The organism is Acidovorax sp. YS12 (genome assembly GCA_021496925.1).
In the GTDB taxonomy this organism is placed as follows: domain Bacteria; phylum Pseudomonadota; class Gammaproteobacteria; order Burkholderiales; family Burkholderiaceae_C; genus Paenacidovorax.
The window spans coordinates 3151685-3175544 of the sequence record CP053915.1 but is presented as its reverse complement, the minus strand read 5'-3'; the positions used below and the strand labels follow the sequence as shown (position 1 = coordinate 3175544).

The window sequence follows — 23860 nt, the reverse complement described above, 5'->3', positions numbered from 1 at the left end:
ATGCTTTGGAACCAACCAAATCATTGATGGAAAAGGAGATTTTCCAGTTATCCACAGAACGGGCCGCCCTCTACTACTACCACTATCTTTCAATATTGAATACAAAGGACAACAACAGCCGTGGCAGCACCTGTGTCCCGCCCCGGGATGCACGGGCAAAAAAAAAGCGCCCGGCCGGGCGCATGAAGGAGAAAGAAAGGGGCGGGCCGCAGTTCAGCGCAGCAGCGCATAGCCCACGCCGATGGCGGCCAGGATGCCCACGGCATCGGCGAACAGCGCACAGGCCAGCGCATGGCGCGTGTTCTTCACGCCCACGCTGCCGAAGTAGACGGCCAGCACGTAGAACGTGGTCTCGGTCGAGCCCTGGATGATGGCGGCCAGCCGCGCGGGGAAGGAATCGACGCCGTAGGTCTGCATCACGTCCACCATCAGGCCGCGCGCTCCGGCGCCGGACAGCACCTTCATCAGGCCCACGGGCAGCGCGGGCAGGAAGTCGGTGTTCCACCCGGCCCAGGCCACCACGGCGCCGATGGCGCCGAGCAGCGCGTCCATGCACCCGGCGGCGCGGAAGACGCCGATGGCCGCCAGGATGGCGATCAGGTACGGCACGACCTGGATGGCCACGCCAAAGCCCTCCCGGGCCCCTTCGATGAAGGCGTCGTACACGTTCACGCGCCGCCAGGCCCCGGCCACGACGAACAGCAGCACCACGCCCAGCACCACGGCGGCGCCCGTGGTGCTGGCGATGCGCGCCGCCTGTTCGGCCGGCAGCCGCGCCAGCGCCGTGACGGCCGCCGCCAGCAGGCCGGCCACGGCCAGCAGCGGCAGCAGCAGGCGCGCGCGCCACAGCGGCAGGCGCTGGGCCACGGCCACGGCGAGCACGCCCGCGAGCAGCGAGATGAAGGTGGCCAGCAGCGTGGGCAGGAAGATGTCGGCCGCGTTGAAGCCCGCGCCCAGCCCTTGCTTGAGCGCCACGCTCTGGCGCATGGCGATGACCGAGGTGGGAATCAGCGTCAGCCCCGCCGTGTTCATCACCACGAACATGATCTGCGCATCGCTGGCGGTGCCGGGCGGCTCGCGGTTCAGCGCCTGCAGCGCGCGCATGGCCGTCAGCCCCAGCGGCGTGGCGGCGTTGTCCAGGCCCAGCAGGTTGGCCGAGAGGTTCATGGTCATGGCGCCCTGCGCCGGGTGGCCCTGCGGCACGCCCGGAAACAGCAGGCGCAGCAGCGGCGCGGCCGCGCGCGCCAGCCGCTCGACCATGCCGGCCTGCTGGCCCACGCGCATCAGGCCCAGCCACAGGGCCATGATGCCAGCCAGGCCCAGCGCGATCTCGAAGCCCGCGCGCGCGCCGTCGAACAGGGCCGCGAGCAGCGCTGTGAAGATGCCCTCCTCGCCCAGCCACCAGCGCGCCACGGCCGTGGCGCAGGCGGTGACGAAAAAGCCAATCCAGACCCAGTTCAGCGCCATGGCGGCCGGGGGTTAGAAAGGCGCGCTGTCCGGGTCGGTATCCACGGGCGCCTGCGCCGGGCCGGTCACGGCGCCGCCGCGCTGCGCAGCGCCGGCCGGGGCCTCGCCCACGCTACGGCCCTCGCCGCCCAGCGCTTCCACCAGGTCGGGGATCAGTTTGGTCAATTCGCCCGTGGCGATGGCCACGTCGGTGTCGAAGCCCTGTTCGTCGGGCGCCTGGCCCTCGAACACCGTGTCGAGGAAGCTGATCTTCTTGAGCTGCAGCCCCTCGGTCAGCACGAAGCTCACGCGGTCGTCCCAGGTCAGCGCCAGCTTGGTCGGCAGCTTGCCCGCCTCGATGTGCGCGCGCACCTCGTCGATGTCCAGCGGGTGGCGCGCGTAGCGCACCACGGCCTTGGCCTCGTCGGCGCTTTTCAGCTCGCACTCGCGGTCCACGCTGAAGCCGGCGGGCGGTTCCTGCTCCTTGAGCCAGTGCGCCATGGCGGCCTGCGGCGAGGTCTGCGTGTCCAGCAGCGCCACGGCGAAGCTGGGCAGCAGTTCCACCAGCAGGCTCACCACCTCGTCGGCGCGGCCCTGGCTGCCGGTGTCCAGCACCAGCCAGCGCGCCTGCGGGTCGATCCACACCCACATCGAGCCCTGCTTGGTGAAGGCCATGGGCAGCAGGTCGAGCTTGGCCTCGTCCTTGAGCTCGCGGCTTTCCTTCTTGCCGGGCTTGCGGCCGGTTTCCTGCTCGATGCGCGCGGCCTTTTCCTTCACCTTGCGCGCCAGCACGCTGGCGGGCAGCATCTTGGCCTCGGTCATGTAGCGCAGCACCCACTGCCCGCCCACGCTCTCGGCCAGCAGGCCGTGCGCGTCGCCGCGCGGCGGCACGAAGCCGCTGGACTGCTCCTGCGTGGCGCCGCATTCCTGGAACAGCGCCTTCTGCAGCGCGGCTTCGACTTCTTCCAACCCCATCTGCCATGGCGGCGCGATGCGGTACACGATCATGTTCTTGAACACGCGGATTCCTTTGTGGTGCTTTTTCCTGGAGCGCAACTTTACACAGCCTGACAAAGCGCGCATGGCGCGCTTACACGGCAGGCGCACACTGGCTTTCAATCGCTGGCGTGGCCGCCAGCGGGTTTCTCAACCGTCTGAAAGGAATCCACCATGACTTTCCTGTCACGCCGCATCGCAACCTCCGCCGCCGCGGCCGCGCTGCTCGCCGCCCTGTCCGTGCCCGCGCTGGCGCAAACGCCCCCGCCGGGCCCGCAACCCCGCGGCGAGCGCATGCAGGAGCTGCGCAAGGAGCGCATGGAAAACTGGGCCGCCAAGTTCAAGCAGCAACTGCAGCTCACGCCGGCCCAGGAAGGCGCCTGGTCCACCTACATGGAATCCATGAAGCCGCGCGAGCGTGCGCGCCTGGACGCGGACTGGAAAAGCCTGCGCGACCTGTCCACCCCCGAGCGCATCGACCGCATGCGCGCCCTGCGCGAGCAGCACGCCGCCGACGCCGACCGCCGGGGTGAGGCCACGAAGGCCTTCTATGGCCAGCTGACGCCGCCGCAGCAAAAGACTTTCGACACGCAATCGCTGCGCTGGATGGAAGGCATGCACGGCAAGGGCATGCACCGCCACGGCGGGCCCGAGGGGCGCCGGCAACCGCCGCAGCAGTAAGCCGCTACGGTGCTGTGGATAAGACTGGGCCCATCGCTGGCACAACCGGGCCCTTGTCCACAGCGCCGGTGCCTGTCGCGCAGTTGTCCCCGTTCGCGGGACAGCGGCGCCCGGGCACCGCGCACAGGCTTGTGCATTGACACAAGTGCCTGTCAAAAATCAGAAATTCCGTGTTATCCACAGAAATCCCGGCCTTCTATTACTACCACTATCTTCTTTAATACAAGAAGAAGGAACATCCAGGATGCAGATACGGCTGGGTTCGCTCACATCCATGGCCCATGCAACTGGCGCGCCCCAGGCCAGGCAGCCGCGGAGCTGGCTTCGCCAGGCCGCTGGCTGCGTCCCCCTCCCGGAGCGCGTAGCGCGTAGAGAGAGGGGGAAGGCGCCGAAGGCGACTCAGGGGGTGTTTTATTTCAACCCACGCGGTCGCGCACGAAGCGCTGCAGCGCGTCTTCCGGCAGCGCCGGGCTGCACAGATAGCCCTGGTAGAGATGGCAGCCCGCGCGCGCCAGCATGTCGCGCTGCTCGATCGATTCCACCCCCTCGGCGATGACCTCCAGGCCCAGGCTGCGCGACAGCGCGATGATGGTGTGGATGATGGCGGCGTCGTTCGGGTCGGTCAGCAGGTCGCGCACGAAGCTGCGGTCGATCTTGAGCTGCGCCAGCGGCATGCGCTTGAGGTACGTGAGCGAGGAGTAGCCGGTGCCGAAGTCGTCCAGCGCGAAGGCCACGCCGTGCGCGCACAGTGCCTCCATGGTGGCGATGGTGGCCTCCATGTTCTCCACCAGCAGGCTCTCGGTCAGCTCCAGCTTGAGCCGGTTCGCGGGGGCGCCGTTCACGGCCAGCACGCGCAGCACGTCCTCCACGAAGTTGGCGTCGCGGAACTGCATGGAGCTGACGTTCACCGCCATCGTCAGCTGGGCCAGGTAGGGGTCGCCCTGCCAGCGCGCCAGCAGCTTGCAGGCCTGGTTCAGCACCCAGCGCCCCAGGGGCAGGATCAGCCCGGTCTCCTCGGCCAGGCCGATGAATTCGGCCGGCGCCACCAGGCCGCGCTGCGGGTGCTGCCAGCGCACCAGCGCCTCCACGCCCACCACGCGGCCGGTGCGGTCGCTTTGCGGCTGGTATTGCAGCAGGAACTCGTCCTTGGCGAGGGCGGCGCGCAGGTCGCCTTCCAGCGCGGCGCGGCGCGTCACGGCGGCCTGCATGTCGGGGTCGAAGAAGCGCAGCGTGCTGCGCCCGGCCGTCTTGGCCTGGTACATGGCCAGGTCGGCCTGCTTCAGCAGCTCGCCCACGCTGGTGCGCCCATGGCCGAACGGGGCGATGCCGATGCTGGGCGTGCTGCGGTACTGGTAGCCGGCCAGCAGGTAAGGGGCCGAGAGCAGCTGCAGGATCTTCTCGCCCACGGTGCGTGCGGCGCGCGCCAGCTCGCCGGGGTCGCTGCTGAGCTGTTCGATCATCACCACGAACTCGTCGCCGCCCAGGCGCGCCACGGTGTCGATGCCGCGCACGCAACTGCCCAGGCGCTGCGCCACGTGCTGCAGCAGCAGGTCGCCCATGTCGTGGCCCAGGGTGTCGTTGAGGGTCTTGAAGTTGTCCAGGTCGATGAACAGCAGCGCCCCGCCCTGGCGTTGGCGCTCGGCGCTGGCCAGGGCCTGCTGCATGCGGTCCATGAGCAGCATGCGGTTGGGCAGGCCGGTGAGCGCGTCGTAGAAGGCCAGGCGCTGCACCTCGCGCTCGCTGGCCTTGCGCGCGCTGATGTCGGTGTTGATCGCCAGGATCGACGGCGGCTGTCCGTCCTCGCCGGGAACCAGCGTCCAGCGCACCTCCATGTCGAGCGTGCGGCCGTGGCGGTTGCGCTGGGTGATCTCGCCCACCCATTCACCCTTTTCCAGGGTGATGCGCGTGGCGCGCTGGAATACCGTGGGGTCGTCGTACAGCAGCGTCTGGGCGCTCTGGCCCAGCGCCTGCAGCCGCGTCCAGCCGTAGAGGCGCTCGGCGCCCTGGTTCCAGAACAGGATGCGGTGCTCCAGGTCGCGCACGACGATGGCGTCCTGCGCCTTGTCCAGTAGCGAAGCCTGGTAGCGGATGCGCGCCTCGGCCTGCTGGCGCTGGATTTCGGAGGCGGCGCGCGCGGCGAAGATCTGCAGCGTCGAGGTGATGAACCCGGCCTGGTGCAGCGGCTCGCGGAACAGCACGAAGATCAGGCCCAGCGGCTCGCCGTCGGCGTCGCACAGCTGCTGGCCGACGTAGCCCTGGGCGCCGAGTTCGCGCAGCACGGGTGCGTCGGGGTAGCGCCCGGCCACGTCGCGCTCCACCACGCACTGGCGCTGCGTCAGCAACTGCGCGCTGGGCGTGCCGTCGAGCAGGTAGTCGCGGTTGGGCTTGAGGGCGCCGTTGACGCTCAGCGCCAGCGTCATCACGCGCGCGGGCTGCTGCGCCGCCGCGGGCAGCAGCCGTGCCACGCAGCCCGCCTGCGCGCCCAGCGCATCGGTCATGTAGTGCAGCAGGCGCTCGAAGAACGCGGTGCCGGTGCTGGCCGACACGGCGCTCGCCACCTTGAGGGCGAAGGCCTGCATGCGCTGCTCGGCCTGGCGCGCGCGCAGCAGCGCCAGGCCGTGCGAGAGGTCGTCCGCCGCCTCGCGCAGCCACGCCTGCTGCCCGGCGTCCGGGGGGAGGCACCCGGGGCCGTGCAGGCACAGCGCCCCGAGCGGGCTGGCGCCGCCATCGTGCAGCGGCAGCGCCAGCGTGCCGGGGTCGCCGGGCGCGGGGAGGCTGTCGTCCACGGGGCCGGACCGGGCCACGGTTTGCGGCGCGCCGTCGTGCGCCAGCGTGGCCCAGGCCAGGCGGCAGCCGCCCTGGTGCACGGCCCAGTCGCAAATGGCCTGCAGTATCTGCGCCTCGCCGCGGCCGCGCACCAGGGCCTGGTTGCAGGCAGCCAGCAGGCGCAAGGCCATGTCATCTGCGGGGCGGGCGGGGCAATCCATGCGGGATCAGGGCACTGGGGAGTATTTCAAAAATGAGAGCTGCTCGCGCTTGCTGGGCAAGGGCTGGAGCCGTTTTTCATGCTTATGCCTGCTGGCCACGCCGCGCGCGCACGGCGGCGGCCAGCTGCTGCAGCACCGGCACGGTCTGCGCGAAGCTGATGCAGGCGTCGGTGACGGACACGCCGGGCGCCAGCGGCTGGCCGGGTTCGATGTCCTGGCGGCCTTCCTCCAGGTGGCTTTCGATCATCACGCCGGTGATGCGCGCCTCGCCCGCGGCGATCTGCGCGGCCACGTCCTGCGCCACGTCGATCTGGCGGCGGTGCTGCTTGCTGCTGTTGGCGTGCGAGAGGTCGATCATCACCTGTTCGCGCAGGCCCGCCTTGTGCAGCATCTCGCAGGCCGCCTGCACGTCGGAGGCAGCGTAGTTGGGCGCCTTGCCGCCGCGCAGGATCACGTGGCAGTCCTGGTTGCCGCGCGTCTCGAAGATCGCGGCCTGGCCCATCTTGGTCATGCCCATGAAGGCGTGCGCCGACTGCGCGGCCAGGATGGCGTCGCTCGCCACCTTCACGCCGCCGTCGGTGCCGTTCTTGAAGCCCACGGGGCAGGACAGGCCGCTGGCGAGCTGGCGGTGGCTCTGGCTCTCGGTGGTGCGCGCGCCGATGGCGCCCCAGCTCACCAGGTCGCTGATGTACTGCGGCGAGAGTAGGTCGAGGAACTCGGTGCCCACCGGCAGGCCCAGCGCCAGCACGTCGAGCACCAGCGCACGCGCCATCTCCAGCCCTTCGTTGATGGCGAAGCTGCCGTCCATGTGCGGGTCGTTGATGTAGCCCTTCCAGCCCACGGTGGTGCGCGGCTTCTCGAAGTACACGCGCATCACCACCAGCAGCTCCTGCGACAGCGCCTCGGCCTGCGCCTGCAGCAGCCGCGCGTAGGTCATGGCCTGCTCGTGGTCGTGGATGGAGCACGGCCCGACGACGATGATGAGCCGGTCGTCCTGCCCGTGCAGCACGCGCGAGATGGCGGCGCGGCTCGACTCCACCAGGCGCTGCGCGGCCTCGGGGGCGGGCAGCCACTCCTCGAGGATGGCGGGCGTGATTAGCGGGCGGACGGCTTTGATGCGCACGTCGTCGATGCGCGTGGCGTCGTCGGTGGAGAGCGGGGTGGCGGGGCGGTGGGCGTGCAGGGTAGTCATAGCCCGCCATTCTCGCGCGGTCCGCGGTGCAAGGTTCAAGGCCGCCGGAATGCCACGGCCTGGCGCGACCAGTAGGGGCCGCTGAGGCGGTCCAGCCGCACCTCGCCGCCTGTCGAGGGCGCGTGCACGAAGCGCCCCTGCCCGACGTAGATGCCGGCGTGCGTGGGCCGCGCGCCGCCGAACACCACCAGGTCGCCGGTGCGCAGGTCGGCGCCGTCCACCGGCGCGCCGAAGCCGTTGAGCTGCGCCACGGTGCGCGGCGGCGCCACGCCGGCGCGGCTGCGGTACACGTAGCCGATCAGGCCGCTGCAGTCGAAGCCGCCCTCGGGCGTATTGCCGCCGTAGCGGTAGGGCGTGCCCACCAGGCCCAGGGCGTGGATGGCGATGTCGCTCGCCTGCTCGTGCGTCAGGCGCGAGGGCAGCGCGGTGGTGCCGCCGCGCTGCGGCGGGGCGCTGCCGCACGCTGCCAGCAGCAGCGTGCCGCCCAGCGCCAGCAGGTGGCGGCGCCGGGCAAGGGGAGTGGGCGGGGCAAGCATGGCCGCGAGCTTATCCCAGGGCCAGCCGTGGCATCAAACCATGGCCGTGGTCCGGGCTCCGGGGGCCTGGTGCCCTTGCGCATGGCGCCGCTGCAGCAGCCGGTTGGCGGCGCCCACCACGGCCTGCACCGAGGCGGTGACGATGTTGTGGTGCAGGCCCACGCCGAAGGTGGCGCCGGGCAGGCCGTCCAGCCCGGCCTCGACGATGGCCAGCGCCTGCGCGCCCGCGCCGGTGCCGGTGGCGCGCTCCTCGTAGGCGTGCACCGACAGCGGCAGGCCCAGCGCGTCCACCGCCGCGTCGATCGGGCCGTTGCCCTGCCCCTGCAGCGTGAGACGGGCGCCGTCGATCGCCACGTCGATCTCGATGCCGCGCCCGTCGCCGGCCAGGCGGTGCGCGTGGTACGTCACCAGGCCCGGCACGCCCTGGGGCTGGCGCAGGTAGGTGGCCTGGAACAGCGCCCAGAGGGCGTCGCCGGTCATCTCGGTCTCGCTCGCGTCGGTGGCGCGCTGCACCACGGCGCTGAACTCCACCTGCATGCGCCGCGGCATGACCACGCCCTGGTCGCGCTCCAGCAGGAAGGCGATGCCGCCCTTGCCCGACTGGCTGTTCACGCGGATCACGCTGTCGTAGGTGCGGCCCAGGTCCGCCGGGTCGATGGGCAGGTACGGAATCTGCCACTGGCCCTCGGGGTCGTGCGCGGCGAAGCCTTTCTTGATCGCGTCCTGGTGCGAGCCCGAGAACGAGGTGAACACCAGGTCGCCCACGTAGGGGTGGCGCGGGTGGATGGGCAGGCCCGTGCATTCCTCGGCCACGCGCGCCACGGCGTTGATGTCGGAAAAATCCAGGCCCGGATGCACGCCCTGGGTGTAGAGGTTCAGCGCCACCGTCACCAGGTCGAGGTTGCCGCAGCGCTCGCCGTTGCCGAACAGGCAGCCCTCCACGCGCTGCGCGCCGGCCAGCAAGGCCAGCTCGGCCGCCGCCACGCCGGTGCCACGGTCGTTGTGCGGGTGCACCGAGAGCACGATGTGCTCGCGCGGCGCGAGGTGGCGGTGCATCCACTCGATCTGGTCGGCGAAGCGGTTGGGCGTGGCGTTCTCCACCGTGGTGGGCAAGTTGATGATGACCTCGCGCCCCGGGCCCGCGCCCCAGGCGGCAAGCGCGGTCTGGCAGGCCTTGAGCGACACCTCCAGCTCGGTGGCGTTGAAGGTCTCGGGCGAATACTGCAGCGTCCACCGCGTCTCGGGCCGCGCGTCGGTCAGGCGCTTGAGGTGCGCGACGTGTTCCTCGATGAAGGCCAGCATCTGCGTCACGTTCATGCCGAACACCACGCGGCGCCAGATGGGGGCGGTGGCGTTGTACAGGTGCACGATGGCGCGGGGCGCGCCGCGCAGCGCCTCGACGGTGCGCTCGATGAGGTCGCTGCGCGACTGCGTCATGACCATGAGGGTCACGTCCTCGGGCACCAGGTCTTCGTCGATGAGGCGGCGCACGAAGTCGAAGTCGGTCTGCGAGGCGGCGGGAAAGCCCACCTCGATCTCCTTGAAGCCGATGCGCACCAGCTCCTGGAACAGCTTCATCTTGCGCGCGCCGTTCATGGGCTCGAACAGCGCCTGGTTGCCGTCGCGCAGGTCGGTGGAGAGCCACACGGGCGCGCGGGTGATGGTGTTGGCGGGCCAGCGGCGGTCCGCGAGGGCGATGGGGGCGGCGGTCTGGTACTTGCGGGACGGTTGGTCGATCACGATGGGCTCCACGAATCAGGGTTTGGAAAAACCAAAGGCGACATCCCCTGCAGCCCTCCACAGGCGTGGAGGCTGGTTCGTGGGCCGGGGTCAGGGGGGTGTCGGGTGGTGTGCGCTGAAGCGAATCAGGCAACCGAAGCGGCGAACGCAGGCAGACCCCGGCCAGGCACTAGGCCTAGCGCTAGGGTGGATAGGGTCATGCTGCGTTGCATAGGGGGCCGATGGTAGCACGTGCCGCTCAGGCAAGTACCGCGTCCAGTTGCTGTGCCAAGCCTTCGATCGTCAGCCAGCCGAACACCGCGCGTCCGTCACTGGCGCGTGCCCACAGCTCTCCTACTTGGCGCTTTTCCAGTTCGTAGGGGTCGTGTTGCAAAAGGCCTTTGAATTCCAGCAGCGCCACGCGCCCATCCACCAGTTCAGCCACGAAGTCGGCATAAAAGTGCCCGCGCGACGTGGGCAAGCCAAAGCCGCACGGGGCAGTATCCAGGTTGCGCACCCAGTGGCGCACGCGTGGGTGGCGGTCAATGAGTTGGGCGCACTGGAATTCTTGCCCGCCGTCCTTCAAATCCGCCAGCACCGGAAAGTAGTGCTTGTCGAAGCGCCAGCGCCCGCCGTAACGCGAGGCGGCGGGCGCTGGGTAGCGGCCCGGGGTGAAAACGTGCGGGTGCGTCCAGTCCGGCTCCACCAGCCAGCCATCTCCGGCCAGCACTTTCTGCTGGAAGGCGCGCTGTGCGGCGGCGCGCCACAGGTCGGCCACGTGGTTTTCGATGGCGCGTGCGAGCTGAAAGCGCGCCTGCGCCAGCACCACCAGCGGCACGCCGCAGGTGTGGAGCTGGTGGTTCACCACTGCCGCCAGGTAAGTGCGGCGCTCGCTCTGCGTCAGGCCGCTCAGGTGAACGGACTTGAACAGCGACTGGTCCAGCCAGCCCACCAGCGTCTGCGCGTCGATGCTGCTGCTGGCGTAATCCATCGCCATTTGCGCGCTGCCGGTGCGGCGCAGCGCGATGCGCTCGCCATCCAGGCCGATCTCGAAAACGTCCGACTCCTGCACCACCCGGAAGCCTGGCAATTGCACGGCCTGGGGCGCAAGCAAATCCAGCTCCACGGCCTCTAGCACGGCCTCGCGCTCCAGCGGCCACAGCGGGGCTTGCGGTGCGGTGCGGTAGCCCAGCGTGGGCAGGGGCGCGAACGGCACGCCACGCACCGAGGGCGCGGCCTGCGCGGCCAGCAGCGCGTTGTGCTGCGCCACCTGGCCGCGCACCTGTTCCTGCTTCTTGGCGCCGCGCACCTGGGCCAACAACAGCGCTTCGGCCTCCGCGCCAATGTGGCGGGTGGCCACGAGCTGCTGCCCTCCCGCCACGCTCTGTGCCTGCATGCCAGGCAGTGCCAGCAGTGCGGGTGTGGGCAAAATCAGTTCAAAATTAGTAGCTATCAGCGCTTGACTGGCGGGCGTCTGAGGCCGATTTGACCCAAAATCATCGCCCGCCCCATCCTGCCATGGCAAGGCGGCTTGCGCGGCAATCATCGAGGCCACGTCCAGTGCCTCGAAACCCATGTGCTCGATCAGTCGATCCGCTAATGCGCGCGCCGCCTGCCCAAATTCCGCCGCGCACACGTGGGCGTAGGCCCGCTCCAGCGCCGCCCGTCCGCGCGGGCGCGCGTAGGGCATGCGCAGTACGCGGCCCAGCAGCTGCTCCACCGCCGTGGCGCTGGTGAGCTTTTGCAAGCTGCACAGCACGTAGGCAAACGGGCAGTCCCAGCCCTCGCGCAGCGCTTGCACGGTGATGACGTAGCGCACCGGGCAATCGCGTGCGGCAAGCTGAATGTCGGCCAGCCCGCGCGTGGTGCCGGTGGCGATGGCGATCTGGCTCTCGGGCAGTTTCAGCGTGTTGACGAGGTAGTCGTGCAGCTTCTCGGGCGGCATCTCGTCGCCCGCGTTCTGCGCCTGGAATAGCACGATGGGGCGTACGTAGCCATAGCCTGCGGCTTCGTCCTTGAGCGCCTCGGCTTCCAGTTGGCGCTGCGTCTGCACGGCAGCAAACACGGCGGCGGGCCAGCCCTCGGGATGCTCGGCCAGCACGATGGGCAGCTTGATCATGTCCTCGGCCGCCAGTTCCTGGGCGCTGACGTGGTACAGCACATTCGTCTTGGCGGGAATAGGCGTGGCCGTCAGCTCCACGATGAAGCAGGGGTTGAGCCGCTGCAGCGCCGTGAAGCTCTTGTCCGTCTTGGTGTTGTGCGCCTCGTCCACGATGACGATGGGCTGGTGCAGCGCCAGCCAGTTCGCCAGGCTCCAGCGTGGCTGGCCCACGAAGCCGGCCAGCACGCCGGTGGTGTCGCGCGCGGCGTCTTCGGGCGTGACCAGGGCATCGGGCAGCGCCTGCAGGCCCGCCAGCGCCTGGCTATCCTTGCCCTTGAAATGACGCTCGAAGCTCTCGGAAAAGCTATAGACGTTGCGCTGCCCCGCATCCTCGATGCGAAAGCTCTGGATGGTGGCCACCACCACCACGGCTTGGCGTTCCCAATCCGGCGGAGCGATCTGCGCCACTTCTTCCAGTGCGCACACCTGCACGCCCTGGCCGTATGCCTCGGCCAGCGCCTCGCGGTACGGATGACCGGGGGTTTGCAGCGCGCCCAGGGTTTGCGCGCGGATGGCGTCGCTCGGCACCAGCCACACCGCCACTGGCGCATCCGTAGTGCACCAGGCGCGGGCCAGCAGCGGCACGGCGTGCGCGGCCATCACCGTCTTGCCGCCGCCGGTGGGAATGCGCAGGCACACGCAGGGCACGTCGCCAAAAGTCTCCGCGTAATAGGCGTGGCCCGCCAGCTCCCGATAAGCCGCCGCCGGGCCCTTGACGGCTGCCAGACGGGCGAAGGCGGTCAGGGTGTCGAGGGCGGTTTGCTGGTAGCGCTTGAGGGTGAGGATGGTCATCGATTGGCGGGAGATTGGTTTAAGCATTGGCGGAACAGTGGCACCAAATCCAATGCAACTTATTGATTTATAAAGAATTCATACTTTTCGATTGGCGATTTCACCCAGATTCATTGGCGCTCATTGGCGCAGTGAGCGCCCAAAGAGCGCCTCGGGTTGGCTTGCCAATGTTCTGAATGGTGCCTTGCCGGGCCATGTCCGAGAGCAAGTCCTTGATGTACTTCTTGCGCTCCGCCGCGCCCGGAATCCACAGCGCCAGCTTGGGGAGCAACAGCTCATCGATTTTGGTGCGGGGTTGCGGCGCCAGCGCCAGCAGTTTGCACACCAAATCCTTCCAGTCTTGGGCGGCAGGGCCCTTCTGGTTGACATAGGCGACTTCCGACCCCGTAGCCACGGCAATAGCAGCCGAAATGCGAATCTTCTTGCCTCGCCCTTCGATCACGCCTTTCGCGCGTAGGCGTTGCAACTGCCGCGCAGGTGGCAACCTGTTTTTTTGGATCTGATCGAGCAAAACCGCGTCTTCCAGGCTCAGATCCGTGTGCGTCATCAGTGCACCGACGTAGCGTTCATCCAACGTGCGTCCATACAACGTGACGGTGACGGAAGCAGGCTGCGTACCAATCCCATAGTCCGGCAGCGGAAAGAAACGGTCCCTTTGCCTGCGGAACATGCCCTTGACCCCGCGATTCATCGTCTCCATCAAATCCAGATCCACCATCGCGTTGGCAAGGCAGGCATTGCGATAACGCTGTTCAGGCTGGACGGCATGCAACACCTTGTCCAGCGATCCGGGCAGAAACTCGCCGTAGTTGAAAAATTGGAGCGTGTCAGGGCTCTCCGTGACCAGAATGCGCCCGCCTTGCGTGTAGTCCTGATGCGCAATGCAGTTGTGCAAGGCTTCACGGATCACCCAGTCGTCGTAATTCGGCAAATTCAGTGGTGCCACTTCGCGCGGCGGCAGCACGTTGACTTCAATGATGCGGACGCGTTCGATCAAGGCATCCACGCCCAACAGCAGCGGCAGGTCGAAGTGCTTATGCCCCACATCATCCCCGCGATGATCCACCAGCTTCCAGCCTATGCGCGGCGTAGGCCCGCCCAGGTGAACAGCCGCCATTGGCTTGCCCAGCAGCACCAGCGCGGCCCGCGTCAGCCCACCATTGACGGCCAAGCGCAGGCCATGCAGAAACTCCACGTCGGACTGGCACTGCATTTGATCCACCATGTCGGGCTTCGGTGCATGCCGGCGCGCGAACAGCTCGCGCGCACGGGCGATGGCCCTGGGCTCCAATAGCGCCCAATCGCTGGACACGACGGCTGCGGACCAATCGTGAAGCGCCGATTGAGCGCGCAGCGTGTCCAGCTTGTGCAGCGCCAGTCCCCCCAGTTTCTCGCCAACGCGGCCCCACCAGTGACCCTTGCACGTCACGGGCATGCCACGGGGAGCGGCAGGCACGCGCCACATCAGCACCCGCGCTGGCTGGCCATCGATGCCGGGAACCTGGATTTCGTGGGGCGTCTGCAATGCCACGGACGGATTGGTTTGCGCCGCCACGGAGGCTTTGATCCGATTGACCTCTTCCATCGTTCGTGCGAACTGGGTGCCTCTGGCGGGGCGCAAACCATTGGCCCGATCGATGGCGTCTTCCACGCCCATTACCAACCAGCCTTCCTCGCGGTGGCAAAGATTGGCTTCGTTCGCCAAGGCCGATACGTACTGCGCCAACTGATCCAAGCTGAACGTGTGCTCCGCGCGCTTGAACTCCAACCATTCAGTTTCCGCAGACATGCTTCTGAGCGTGTTCAAAAAATCAATAGTGGGATGGTTCATGCCGCTCACCTCGCCCGCACGTCATACGGAATGTGCTTGAACGTCACCTGCGCGCGCGCCAGGCTCTCGGGCCCCAGGCGGCAGGCTTCGCCGTAGACGACCAGGGGCGCGCCGGGGTGGGGCGTGGTGGCGTGCAGTTGCAGCAGGGCGTCCAGCACGGCGCGGGTCAGCACGTTGCCGCTGGCGGGGCGCTTGTCGCCCAGGATGCCGTTGAACAGCAGGTAATAGGCCGTGCGGCTGCGCAGCACGGGTTCCGCGGGCTCGGGCGGGGGTTCAAGCGAAATCGGCTCCTCACGCCCATCCGGCAAGCGCTGGGAGCTATCAAAAACAGAGTGTGTTCCTAGCCAGGGCGTGCCGGGCTGGCCCTGTGAGGGGTCAAAAGCTGTCTTTGTTTCCTGCTGCCAGACGAAGGCCGCCAGGGTGGCGAAGCGCACTTGCGGGTGGATGCCGCCGTGCGCGTCGAAGATGGGCGCGCCCAGGCGTGCGAAGCGGAAGCCCCCGCCGCTCTGCCAGCCCACGGCCTGGCTGATGCCGCCCTGCTCCCCGTCGATGACTTTTTGCAGGCGCGGCAGGCAGTGCGTGGCGGCGTGCCCGCCCATTTCGATGCCGATCCAGCGCCGGCCCATCTTGTGGGCGACGGCGGCCGTGGTGCCGGAGCCGAGGAAGCTGTCGAGGACGAGGTCGCCGGGGTGGGTGGCGATGTGGAGGATGCGCTGGAGCAGACGCTCAGGCTTGGGGGTGCCAAACCTGCCATCGGCAAACAGCGCCAGCCCTTCCAGCATGGCCTCCTGGTTGTGGCCCGATTCACTGTGCGCCCAAATGGAACGCGGCACCACGTCGCCAGAATCCGTCAGGAACTTCTTGATGCGGGGAGCATTGGCGTTGCCACCCACGCCCCAATACAACATTCCGTCTCGCACATGCTGCGCGTGCGCCTCTTGCGAATAAGCCCAGACCCGGGTTCGCTTGGGCCACACCTCCTGGCCCGTGCGCGGGTGGGTCAAGGGGTAGTAGAGATTGGGGCGCTCATCGGCGGTTTTCGCGCAGGTATAGGCGGCGGAATTCCAATCACCTCGCGGGTCGTTGTCGGGGTTGGTGTAATACCGCGTTTGCTCCTGACTGCGCGGCAATCGGTGGGGTTGCCATTGCGGTTTGCTCTTGGCATAGACCAGTATGTGGTCATGGTCTCCGCTGAAATAGCGAGCGTCATTGGCAGGACTGACGCGCTTGTGCCATGAAACGTCGGCCACGAAATTCCCCCGCCCAAACACCTCATCCATCAACACCTTGAGGTAATGCCCCTCGTTGTCGTCAATGGTCACCCAGATCGATCCATCCTCGCTCAACAGCTCGCGCAGCAGTTGCAGGCGCGGCAGCATCATGCTGAGCCATTGGCTGTGCTCCAGGTTGTCGTCGTAGTGCTCGAAGGCGCTTTTCGTGTTGTAGGGCGGGTCGATGAAGATGCACTTGACCTGCCCTTGATAGAACGGCAGCAGGGCCTTGAGGGCTTCAAGGTTGTCGCCCTGGATCAACAGGTTGTGTGCCGCCAGCGTGGCATCGCCGTGGGTCGAGACGGTGTCCAGCAGCCGGTAGGGCACCTGGGAGGCGGTGGTGAAGGCGGTGGCGCGGTTGAGCCAATCGAGGGTGGGCATGGCAGAGCGGAAAAAGCAGGCCCGTTATTGTGGTGCACAGGGGCTGGCCCAGGGCCTTGTGTCGCGCTTCGTCACCCCTGCATGCGCCTGGCCCAGTCCTCCACCTGCCCGCGTTCCAGCCGCCCCTGCACGATGCGCTGCCACGACGGCGGCAGGTGCAGCCGGGCCAGGCCCTGCAGCGCCTCGCGGTCCAGCGGGCGGTGGTACAGCAGGTCCACCACGCGTGCCAGCGTCCAGGCGGGGTGCGGGCGCTCCACCAGGTGGATGGCGTCGCCCGCCTGGAGCTGGCCAGGCTCCAGCACGCGCCAGTACCAGCCGGTGCGGCCCGTGTCCTGCAGGCGCCGTGCCATGTCCTTGTGGCCGAAGCGCAGGTTCAGCTTCCAGCAGGGCTGGCGGCTTTGTGCCACTTCGAGCAGGGCGCTGCCGATGCGCACGCGGTCGCCCCAGCACAGCGTGGCCTCGGTCACGCCGGCGCTGGCCAGGTTTTCGCCGAAGGCGCCGGGCGCGTCGAGCACGGGCAGCGCGCCCAGGTCGGCGCGCCAGGCGGCGTAGTGCTCCAGCGCGTACTGGTGCACGGCCTTGTCGGGGCCGCCGTGCACGCGGCGGTCGCCTTGTTCATCGCCCTCCAGGCCCTCGGGGCCGACCTGGACCGGCCCCGCCACGGGCTGCTTGGCGATGGCGCTGCGGCCGCCGGGGCTGCCGTCGGGGCGCGTGCAGGGCACGGCCCGGCCGCGCAGCACGGCGTGGATCTGGCCGATGGAGACGGTTTTCATGGTCTTTTTGGCGTTTTGCGCTTGCCTGGCAAGCGCTGGAAGCTATCGAAAAAGGAGCTTCACACGCTCTCAAGCCACCAGCGCCGGCTGCAGCAGCTTGCCCAGGGCCTGGCGCTTGCAGGCCTGCAGGCGCATGAGCAGCGCGTGGTCGGGCCAGGGCACGCCGTAGCGCTGGCCCAGGTCGTGCTGCATGCGCGCCAGCAGCGCGGCGGCCATCTCGGCGTCGGCCAGCGCGCGGTGGGCGCGGCCGGTGCGCGGCAGGCCCAGGTGGTCGATCAGGTTGCCGAGCTTGTGGCTGGGCGCGTCGGGGTACACGCGGCGCGACAGCAGCACGGTGCAGGCAAAGGGCTGCGTGGCCTGCACGCCCGCGTGCTGCAGCTCGGACTGCCAGAACTTGCTGTCGAACGCCGCGTTGTGCGCCACCATGGGTGCGCCGCCCACGAAGCGCGCGGCCTCGCGCATCACGGCCTCGGCCGGCGGCGCTGCGGCCACCATGGCGTTGCTGATGCCGGTGAGCTGCTCAATGAAGGGCGGGATCCACGCGCCGGTCCGCATCAGGCTGGCGAAGCGGTCCACCACCTGCGTGCCCTGCAGCAGCACGATGGCCACCTCGGTGGCGCGCGCGCCCTGGGCCGGGGCCATGCCGGTGGTCTCGAAGTCGATGACGGCGATGGGCGGCGCCATGGCGTTCAGGCCTTCTTCAGGAATTCGGACTTGAGCAGCATGCTGCCCAGCTCGGTCTTGCAGTCCACGTTGTGGCCATCGGCACCGTCCACCAGGCGGATGCCCTTGATCTTGCTGCCCTTCTTCAGCACGCTGGACGAACCCTTGACCTTGAGGTCCTTCACCAGGATCACGGCGTCGCCATCGGCCAGCGGGTTGCCGTTGGCGTCGCGCACCGTGCCGCCGCCCTCGGGGGCTTCGGCCTCGGCTGCGTCGGCCTGCTGGGGCCACTCGAAGGCGCAATCGGGGCAGAGGTAGCTGGCGCCGTCGGGGTAGGTGTTTTCCTGGCCGCATTGCGGGCAGGCGGGAAGGGTGTGGGGCATGGCGAATCCGGTGTGGGTTGTGCGGCGGCGTGCCGCCGTGCGCGGGTGCGCGTGACGCTGGATTGTCGCCCCCCGCGGCCAGTGCCATCCGGGCGCCCGTGGCGCGTGCCCTGGAATACATGGAAAAAAGGGTTGTAGCCCTTTTCTGACAAGCGCTGACAGCTCCTTGAAAGATAGCAAACGCGGTGCTGCATCCTAGGGAAATAACGGACTTGCATCAGGTTTTGCGTTGACAGGTATCAAACTGAAACAAGATGCATCGCGCTTCAATCACTCACGAAATTCTCACGGCATCCATCTGCAAACCTTCCCATGCGCCGCATCCACCAAAGCGATTTGGTATTGAACGAGCCCCTGCCCTGGCCGTTGTATGACGAGGACGGCCATCTCTTGCTGCGCGAGGGCTATGTGCTGAGCATTCCGCGCCATATCGAGACGCTGCTGGCGCGCGGCGCCTATGCGCCCGATCCGACGCCCGCCAGCCCGGGCTCCGGCGCGGCAGATGCCACCGGCACGGCAGGCATGGCGGGCGCGGCGGCGTTGCCGCCCGTGCCGCCGCCCGGGGCCGGGGCGGAGCCGGTGTTCGCCCGCGCCGGCACGCTGGCATCGACGCTCAAGCGCCTGCACGCGCACCTGCAGGCCGGTTCGCCGCAGGCCGTGCTGCCGCAGGTCGTGCAGAGCCTGGCGCGCGGCGTGATCGACGCCTGCGCGCAGGACCCCGATGCGCTGCTGGCCGCGCTGCACCTGGACCGCCAGCACCCGTACCTGGTGGTGCAGCAACTGCTCGGCGCGGCGCTGACCGAGATCGCCGCGGTCGAGCTGCTGCTGGATGCGCCCACGCGCCTGTCGCTGGCCTGCGCGGCGCTGACGCGCGACGTGGCGCTGCTGCCGCTGCAGGCGCAGCTCGACCGACAGGCCGGCGCGCTGACGCGCGAGCAGGCCGCGCAGGTGCGCGGCCACCCCGTGCACAGCGCCGAGCAGCTGGCGGCCATGGGCGTGACCGATGCGCTGTGGCTCGAACTGGTGTGCCAGCACCACGAGCGCTGCGACGGCTCGGGCTACCCGCGCGGGCTGCGCGGCGACGCCATCCTGCCCGGCGCGCGCCTGCTGGCGGTGGCCGACTCCTACGCGGCCATGGTGACCCCGCGCGCCAACCGTGCGGGCCAGTTCCCGCGCGATGCGCTCAAGGCCCTGTTCCTGGAGCGCAGCCGCCTGTACGAAGATTCGCTGGTGAAACTGTCCATCAAGACCCTGACCATGCATCCGCCCGGCACGCTGGCGCGGCTGGCCAACGGCGAGCTGGCCGTGGTGCGCTCGCGGCAGAAGCACGATGCGCCGGTGGACCTGTGGAGCCTGTATGACAGCAGCGGCATGCCGGTCATGCGCCCGCAGCGCTGCGACGCGGCCGATCCCGCCCATGGCATCGTCGGCGCGCTGCGCGTGGAGGAGTGCCGCTCCGCCGCGCTGGTGCTCAAGCGCCTGTGGATGCACCGCTGATTCGGGAGAACCCGCACCATGAAGAAGAACCTGCCCGTCACGTCCCGGCAAACCGAGGTCCCGCCCGGCGTCACCCTCGTGTCCAAGACCGACCTCAAGGGCCGCATCACCTACGCCAACGAGGCGTTCGTCGAGGTCAGCGGCTACGCGCTGGACGAACTGCTGTACCAGAGCCACAACATCGTGCGCCACCCGGACATGCCGCCCGCCGCCTTCGAGGACATGTGGCGCACGCTCCAGCAGGGCAAGCCGTGGCGCGGCATCGTCAAGAACCGCTGCAAGGACGGCGGCTACTACTGGGTCGATGCCTGCGTGGTGCCCGTCAAGCGCCACGACCAGGTGACGGGATACATGTCGGTGCGCAAGCACGCGCCGCCCGCTGCCATCGCGGCCGCGCAGGTGCTGCACCGCGACATGGCGGCGGGCCGCGCCCGGCCCGCCGCGCGCCTGCCGGCGTGGCTGGGCATACGCAGCGGCATGCACGCGGGCATGCTGTTCGTGGCGCTGCTGATGCTGGTGGGCGGCGTGCTCGGCATCGGCGGGCTGAAGCTGGCCGACGACGCGCTGCACCAGCTCTACCACCGGCAGCTCGGGCCGGTGGCGGCCATCGGCAAGATCAAGACCCGCCTGGGCGAGAGCCGCGCCACCATGCTCGAAATCCGCCTGGCGCGGCTGCGCACCGGCCAGGAAGAGGCGCTGGCCAGCCAGGTGGCCCGGCTGCGTGCCAACCGCGACGAGGTGCAGGCGCTGCTGGCCCAGCTGGCCGCCGACTCGGGCCAGGCGCCGCAGCAGACGCAGCGGCTGGCCGCCGCGCTGACGCGCTACACCGACGAGGGCCTGCAGCGCGTGGAGATGGCTGCCGCCTACGACGACCCGGAGCAGATCGACGAGCTGATCCGCCAGCGCGTGCTGCCGCTGGAGCAGGCGGCCTCGGCCGCCGCGTCGGAGCTGCGCGATGCGCTGGACGCCGCCGCGCGCGCTGCCTACGAGGAAACGCTGGCGCGCAATGCACGCATCCGCGCCATCGCCATCGCGGGCATCCTGTGCGGGCTGCTGGCGGTGGTGCTGGCGGGGCACATGTTCATTCGCGGCGTCGTCGATCCGCTGAACGCCTCGATCCGCCGCCTCAACCGCATCGCCCAGGGCGATCTGCAGGGCGAGATCGACCTCTCCGGCACCGGCGAGAGCGGCCAGCTGAACCACGCCGCCGCCGTCATGCAGCTGAACCTGAAGGTGATGATCGACGAAATCGCGCTGGCGGCGCGGCGCATCCAGCGCCACTGCACCACGCTCAACACCGTGCTCTACAGCGTCACCGAGCACTCCGAGGCGCAGCACGACCGCGTGTACGCGGCGATCCGCGCGCTCGACGCCGCCGTGGCCGAAACCAGCGGCCTGAGCGAGCGCGCAGAGCGGCTGCTGCACCTGGCGGGCGCCGGCGGCGCGGGCCAGGCGCTGGCCGATGAAACCCGCGAGCTGGCCACGGCCACCCGGCTGGCGGCCTTCGGCGCCGAGGAAGTGGCGGGCGCCATGCACCAGGTGGCGGACCTGATCGTGGAAAACCGGGGCGAGGCGCAGCGCGCCTGGCTGGCGTCCGAGGAGCTCAAGCGCGTGGCCAGCGAACTCAATGAGCTGGTGGATTTCTTCGAGCCCGGGACATCAGCGTGAAAACGCTTGTTTTGATAGCTGCCAGCGCTTGCTGGACGGGCGTTCCGGGCTGATTTGGCCCTTATTTTCCGGCCCCGGCGGGCGCGCACGCGCGGCGCTGCAGCGCGAACGGCGGCAGGCCTTGCAGCAGCCGCTGCCCGTAGCCGGTGCGCACCAGGCGCCGGTCGTAGCAGTAGACATGCGCCAGGTCTTCCTCGGTGCGGATGGCGCGGCCCACCCACTGCGCCAGGCGGATGGCCGTGGCCGGCACCACCAGCTCGCTGAACGGGTCGCGCCCCGCGCCGCGCAGCCACTCGGCGCGCGCCTCGCCCACCGGATCGTCGGGCGGGGCGAAGGGCAGCTTGGTGATGAACAGCGATTCGCACAGGCTGCCCGGCAGGTCCAGTCCCTCGCCGAAGGACTGCATGCCGAAGATGATCGAGGGCTGGCCCTGCGCCACGCGCTCGCGGTGCTGCGCCAGCAGCTGCTGGCGCGGCCACTGGTTCTGCACCAGCACCGTGGCGCGCAGCGCGGTCGGCAGTTGATCGACGGCCTGGCGCATCTGCTCGCGCGAGGTGAACAGCACCAGCGCGCCCGCTTCCACCAGGGCCAGGTCGGACAGCAGCGCCTCCACCATCTCGGCCGTGTAGGCCGGGGCGTCGCGCGGGTCGGCCTGGGTCTCGCTCGCCACCAGCGTGCCCTGGCGCGCGTAGTCGAACGGGCTGGCCACCTCCAGCGTGCGCACCGCCGCGTCGCCGTGCAGGCCGGCCTCGCGCAGGAAAAAGTCGAACTGCCCGCAGCCCGTGAGCGTGGCCGAGGTCAGCACCGCGCCGCGCACCGCGGACCACAGGTGGTGGCGCAGCGTGGCGCCGGGCAGCACCGGGCTGGCGTGGGCGCGGACCACCAGGAAGTCGCCCTCCACCGCCAGCGTGAACCACTTGGCGGCGGGCACCGCGCCCTCGGGCGCGTCCTGCAGCAGCAGCTGGGTGCAGGCGTGCACGCCCTCCAGGCGCGGCGCCAGGCTGCCCACCTGGGCGTAGAGCTGCGACAGGCGCCGCGCCTCGTCGGGCGTGTCGCGCATGGCCGCGCGCAGCGCCTTGGCGATGGCGCGCAGCGCATCCAGAAAGCCGCCCGCGTGGTGCGCGGCCTGGGCCAGCGGCTCGCCCAGGGCTTCGGGCAGGCGCCCGCCGGCCACGCGCGCCCGCGCGGGCTGGCCCGCGGTGGCCAGGCGGTTGCCCGGGCCGCCTGTGGTGCCGCGGCCCGGCGCGCGCAGCGGCTCGCCGTACACATCCAGCACCAGGCGCGCCAGGTCGGCCAGCGCGGTGCGCAGCCGTGCCGCGTGCTGGGGAATGTCGGCGATTTCCTCCACCTCCACGAGCTGGCCGATGCGCAGCGCGCGGCTGGCCAGCCGGTCGATCCACGACAGGCGCGACAGGTCCATCTCGCAGGCGAACTGCGCCAGCGCGGTGGACGGCAGGTGGTGCGCCTCGTCGATGACGAGCAGGCAGTTGTCCAGCTCGGGCAGCAGGCGCGCGCCGATGGACGACAGCAGCAGGTCGTGGTTGGCCACGATCACCTGCGCCGCCACCTGCGCCTTGCGCCGCTCGAAGTAGGTGCACTGGCTGAACAGCGGGCAGTACTTGCCGGTGCACGACGAGGCCTCGGCCGCCACCGGGCCCCACATCTCGGGCTCGGGCGGCGTGGGCAACTGGTCGCGGTCGCCGTCCCACTGGCCGGTGGCCAGGGCGTCGGCCATGCTGGCGTAGAACTGCATGCGTGCCTCCGCCTGGTGCGGGGCGTGGCGGCCCTGGCGCTGCTCGGCGGCCTCGGCGGCCAGCAGGTCGTCGGGGATGACGTCGTCATCCTCGGCGCTGGCGCCGCTGGCCAGGCGCTCCAGCTTGAGCTTGCAGGCGTAGCGCCCGCGCCCCTTGGCCAGGGCGAAGGCGAAGGGCTGCTCCATGCGCGCGGCCAGCTGCGGCAGATCTTTGTGCACCAGTTGCTCCTGCAGCGCCACGGTGGCGGTGGAGATCAGCACGCGCGTGCCGCGCGCCAGCGCGATGGCGATGGCCGGCACGCTGTAGGCCAGCGACTTGCCCACGCCCGTGCCGGCCTGGATGACGGCAATGGCGCGTGCGGGGCCGGCGTCTTCGTCTTCCACCTTGCCCAGTTGTGCCTGGCCGAAGGCCTGGGCCACGGCCTCGGCCATGCCACGCTGCCCGGCACGGCCACGCAATCCCTCGGTGGACTGCACCACCCCATCAAACGCCTGCAGGCCCGCCTGGGTCCATTCTGTGGAAGACATAGGGGTGGGAGTGTGGCACAGTGGGCTGGCAGGGGCGTTATGCAAAAAAAATGGCTGAAACGCTTTGTGGTAAAGCGCTGAAAGCTATTAATTCAATAGCAAATAAATAGCATTCAGAACACTGTATTTTCATACAGCAAACCATCGAAAAAATACGGGGCGCTGATGAAAATTCTTTCTGCCAACTTTGAGGGCCAGTCCATCCGTCGCGTGTACGACGATGCCACTGAGGTCTGGTGGTTCTCAGTGATCGATGTCGTGCAGGTGTTGACGGGCAGTGCCAACGGGAACCGGTACTGGTCTGACCTGAAGCGCAAATTGGCCCAGGAGGCTGGCTCTGCCCAACCTTACGAAAAAATCGTAAGGTTGAAACTACCCGCCACCGATGGCAAACAGCGCCCGACCGATTGCGCCACCGCGCAAACCTTGCTGCGCCTGGTGCAGTCCATTCCCAGCCCCAAGGCTTGAAGCCCGGACCGGGCAGCCCGTGGTAACGGCCGACAACTACCTGCCCCCGCAGGCCCCGCCATCGGCGCACCTGCCCGCCAAGCCCCGCCGCGGCCCCCCGAAAATGTAGACTTGCCCGGCGCCGCATCCGGCGC

17 protein-coding genes are annotated in these 23860 nt (G+C 69.1%); 4 read left to right on the top strand and 13 right to left on the bottom strand.

Annotated features, from left to right (window positions below; translation table 11 throughout):
* Positions 1–213: 213 nt before the first annotated feature.
* A complete protein-coding gene (locus YS110_14300; protein UJB65841.1) occupies positions 214–1467 on the bottom strand; it encodes a spore maturation protein in 1254 nt (417 codons plus the stop codon).
* A gap of 12 nt (positions 1468–1479) precedes the next feature.
* Positions 1480–2466 carry a recombination-associated protein RdgC gene (locus YS110_14295; protein UJB65840.1) on the bottom strand — a complete coding sequence of 329 codons (987 nt, stop codon included), beginning with the start codon at positions 2464–2466 and terminating at the stop codon, positions 1480–1482.
* A 150-nt stretch (positions 2467–2616) separates the two neighbouring features.
* Between YS110_14295 and YS110_14290 the strand changes: the two genes are divergently transcribed.
* Positions 2617–3123 (top strand): Spy/CpxP family protein refolding chaperone, encoded by a 507-nt coding sequence (locus YS110_14290; protein ID UJB65839.1) that lies wholly within the window; start codon positions 2617–2619, stop codon positions 3121–3123.
* Positions 3124–3539: 416 nt separating this feature from the next.
* Here YS110_14290 and YS110_14285 read toward each other — a convergent pair whose 3' ends face one another.
* The 10 genes from YS110_14285 to YS110_14240 all read right to left on the bottom strand — a co-directional run bounded on the left by YS110_14285 (position 3540) and on the right by YS110_14240 (position 17812).
* Positions 3540–6110 carry an EAL domain-containing protein gene (locus tag YS110_14285; GenBank protein ID UJB65838.1) on the bottom strand — a complete coding sequence of 857 codons (2571 nt, stop codon included), beginning with the start codon at positions 6108–6110 and terminating at the stop codon, positions 3540–3542.
* A gap of 82 nt (positions 6111–6192) precedes the next feature.
* Positions 6193–7302, bottom strand: coding sequence for a 3-deoxy-7-phosphoheptulonate synthase (locus YS110_14280; GenBank protein UJB65837.1), 1110 nt, complete (start codon positions 7300–7302; stop codon positions 6193–6195).
* Positions 7303–7337: 35 nt separating this feature from the next.
* A complete protein-coding gene (locus tag YS110_14275; GenBank protein ID UJB65836.1) occupies positions 7338–7838 on the bottom strand; it encodes a C40 family peptidase in 501 nt (166 codons plus the stop codon).
* Between the two features lie 33 nt (positions 7839–7871).
* Positions 7872–9578 carry a 2-isopropylmalate synthase gene (locus YS110_14270; protein ID UJB65835.1) on the bottom strand — a complete coding sequence of 569 codons (1707 nt, stop codon included), beginning with the start codon at positions 9576–9578 and terminating at the stop codon, positions 7872–7874.
* A gap of 238 nt (positions 9579–9816) precedes the next feature.
* The gene (locus YS110_14265; GenBank protein ID UJB65834.1) at positions 9817–12510 is read right to left on the bottom strand and encodes a DEAD/DEAH box helicase family protein; all 2694 of its coding nucleotides are present in this window, start codon (positions 12508–12510) and stop codon (positions 9817–9819) included.
* 100 nt (positions 12511–12610) lie between these two features.
* Positions 12611–14341 (bottom strand): putative DNA binding domain-containing protein, encoded by a 1731-nt coding sequence (locus tag YS110_14260; protein ID UJB65833.1) that lies wholly within the window; start codon positions 14339–14341, stop codon positions 12611–12613.
* 5 nt (positions 14342–14346) lie between these two features.
* Complete coding sequence (locus tag YS110_14255; protein UJB65832.1) at positions 14347–15993, bottom strand: site-specific DNA-methyltransferase; 1647 nt, start codon at positions 15991–15993, stop codon at positions 14347–14349.
* Positions 15994–16064: 71 nt separating this feature from the next.
* Positions 16065–16766, bottom strand: coding sequence for an MOSC domain-containing protein (locus YS110_14250; protein ID UJB65831.1), 702 nt, complete (start codon positions 16764–16766; stop codon positions 16065–16067).
* A 69-nt stretch (positions 16767–16835) separates the two neighbouring features.
* A complete protein-coding gene (locus tag YS110_14245) occupies positions 16836–17450 on the bottom strand; it encodes a 3'-5' exonuclease (GenBank protein UJB65830.1) in 615 nt (204 codons plus the stop codon).
* Positions 17451–17455: 5 nt separating this feature from the next.
* Positions 17456–17812, bottom strand: coding sequence for an alkylphosphonate utilization protein (locus YS110_14240; GenBank protein ID UJB65829.1), 357 nt, complete (start codon positions 17810–17812; stop codon positions 17456–17458).
* 312 nt (positions 17813–18124) lie between these two features.
* Between YS110_14240 and YS110_14235 the strand changes: the two genes are divergently transcribed.
* The gene (locus YS110_14235; GenBank protein ID UJB65828.1) at positions 18125–19309 is read left to right on the top strand and encodes an HD domain-containing protein; all 1185 of its coding nucleotides are present in this window, start codon (positions 18125–18127) and stop codon (positions 19307–19309) included.
* An 18-nt stretch (positions 19310–19327) separates the two neighbouring features.
* Positions 19328–20977 (top strand): methyl-accepting chemotaxis protein, encoded by a 1650-nt coding sequence (locus tag YS110_14230; GenBank protein ID UJB65827.1) that lies wholly within the window; start codon positions 19328–19330, stop codon positions 20975–20977.
* Between the two features lie 61 nt (positions 20978–21038).
* Here YS110_14230 and dinG read toward each other — a convergent pair whose 3' ends face one another.
* A complete protein-coding gene (gene dinG / locus YS110_14225) occupies positions 21039–23258 on the bottom strand; it encodes an ATP-dependent DNA helicase DinG (GenBank protein UJB65826.1) in 2220 nt (739 codons plus the stop codon).
* A gap of 165 nt (positions 23259–23423) precedes the next feature.
* Here dinG and YS110_14220 point away from each other — a divergent pair, with 165 nt between their 5' ends.
* A complete protein-coding gene (locus YS110_14220) occupies positions 23424–23726 on the top strand; it encodes a hypothetical protein (GenBank protein ID UJB65825.1) in 303 nt (100 codons plus the stop codon).
* Positions 23727–23860 lie beyond the last annotated feature (134 nt).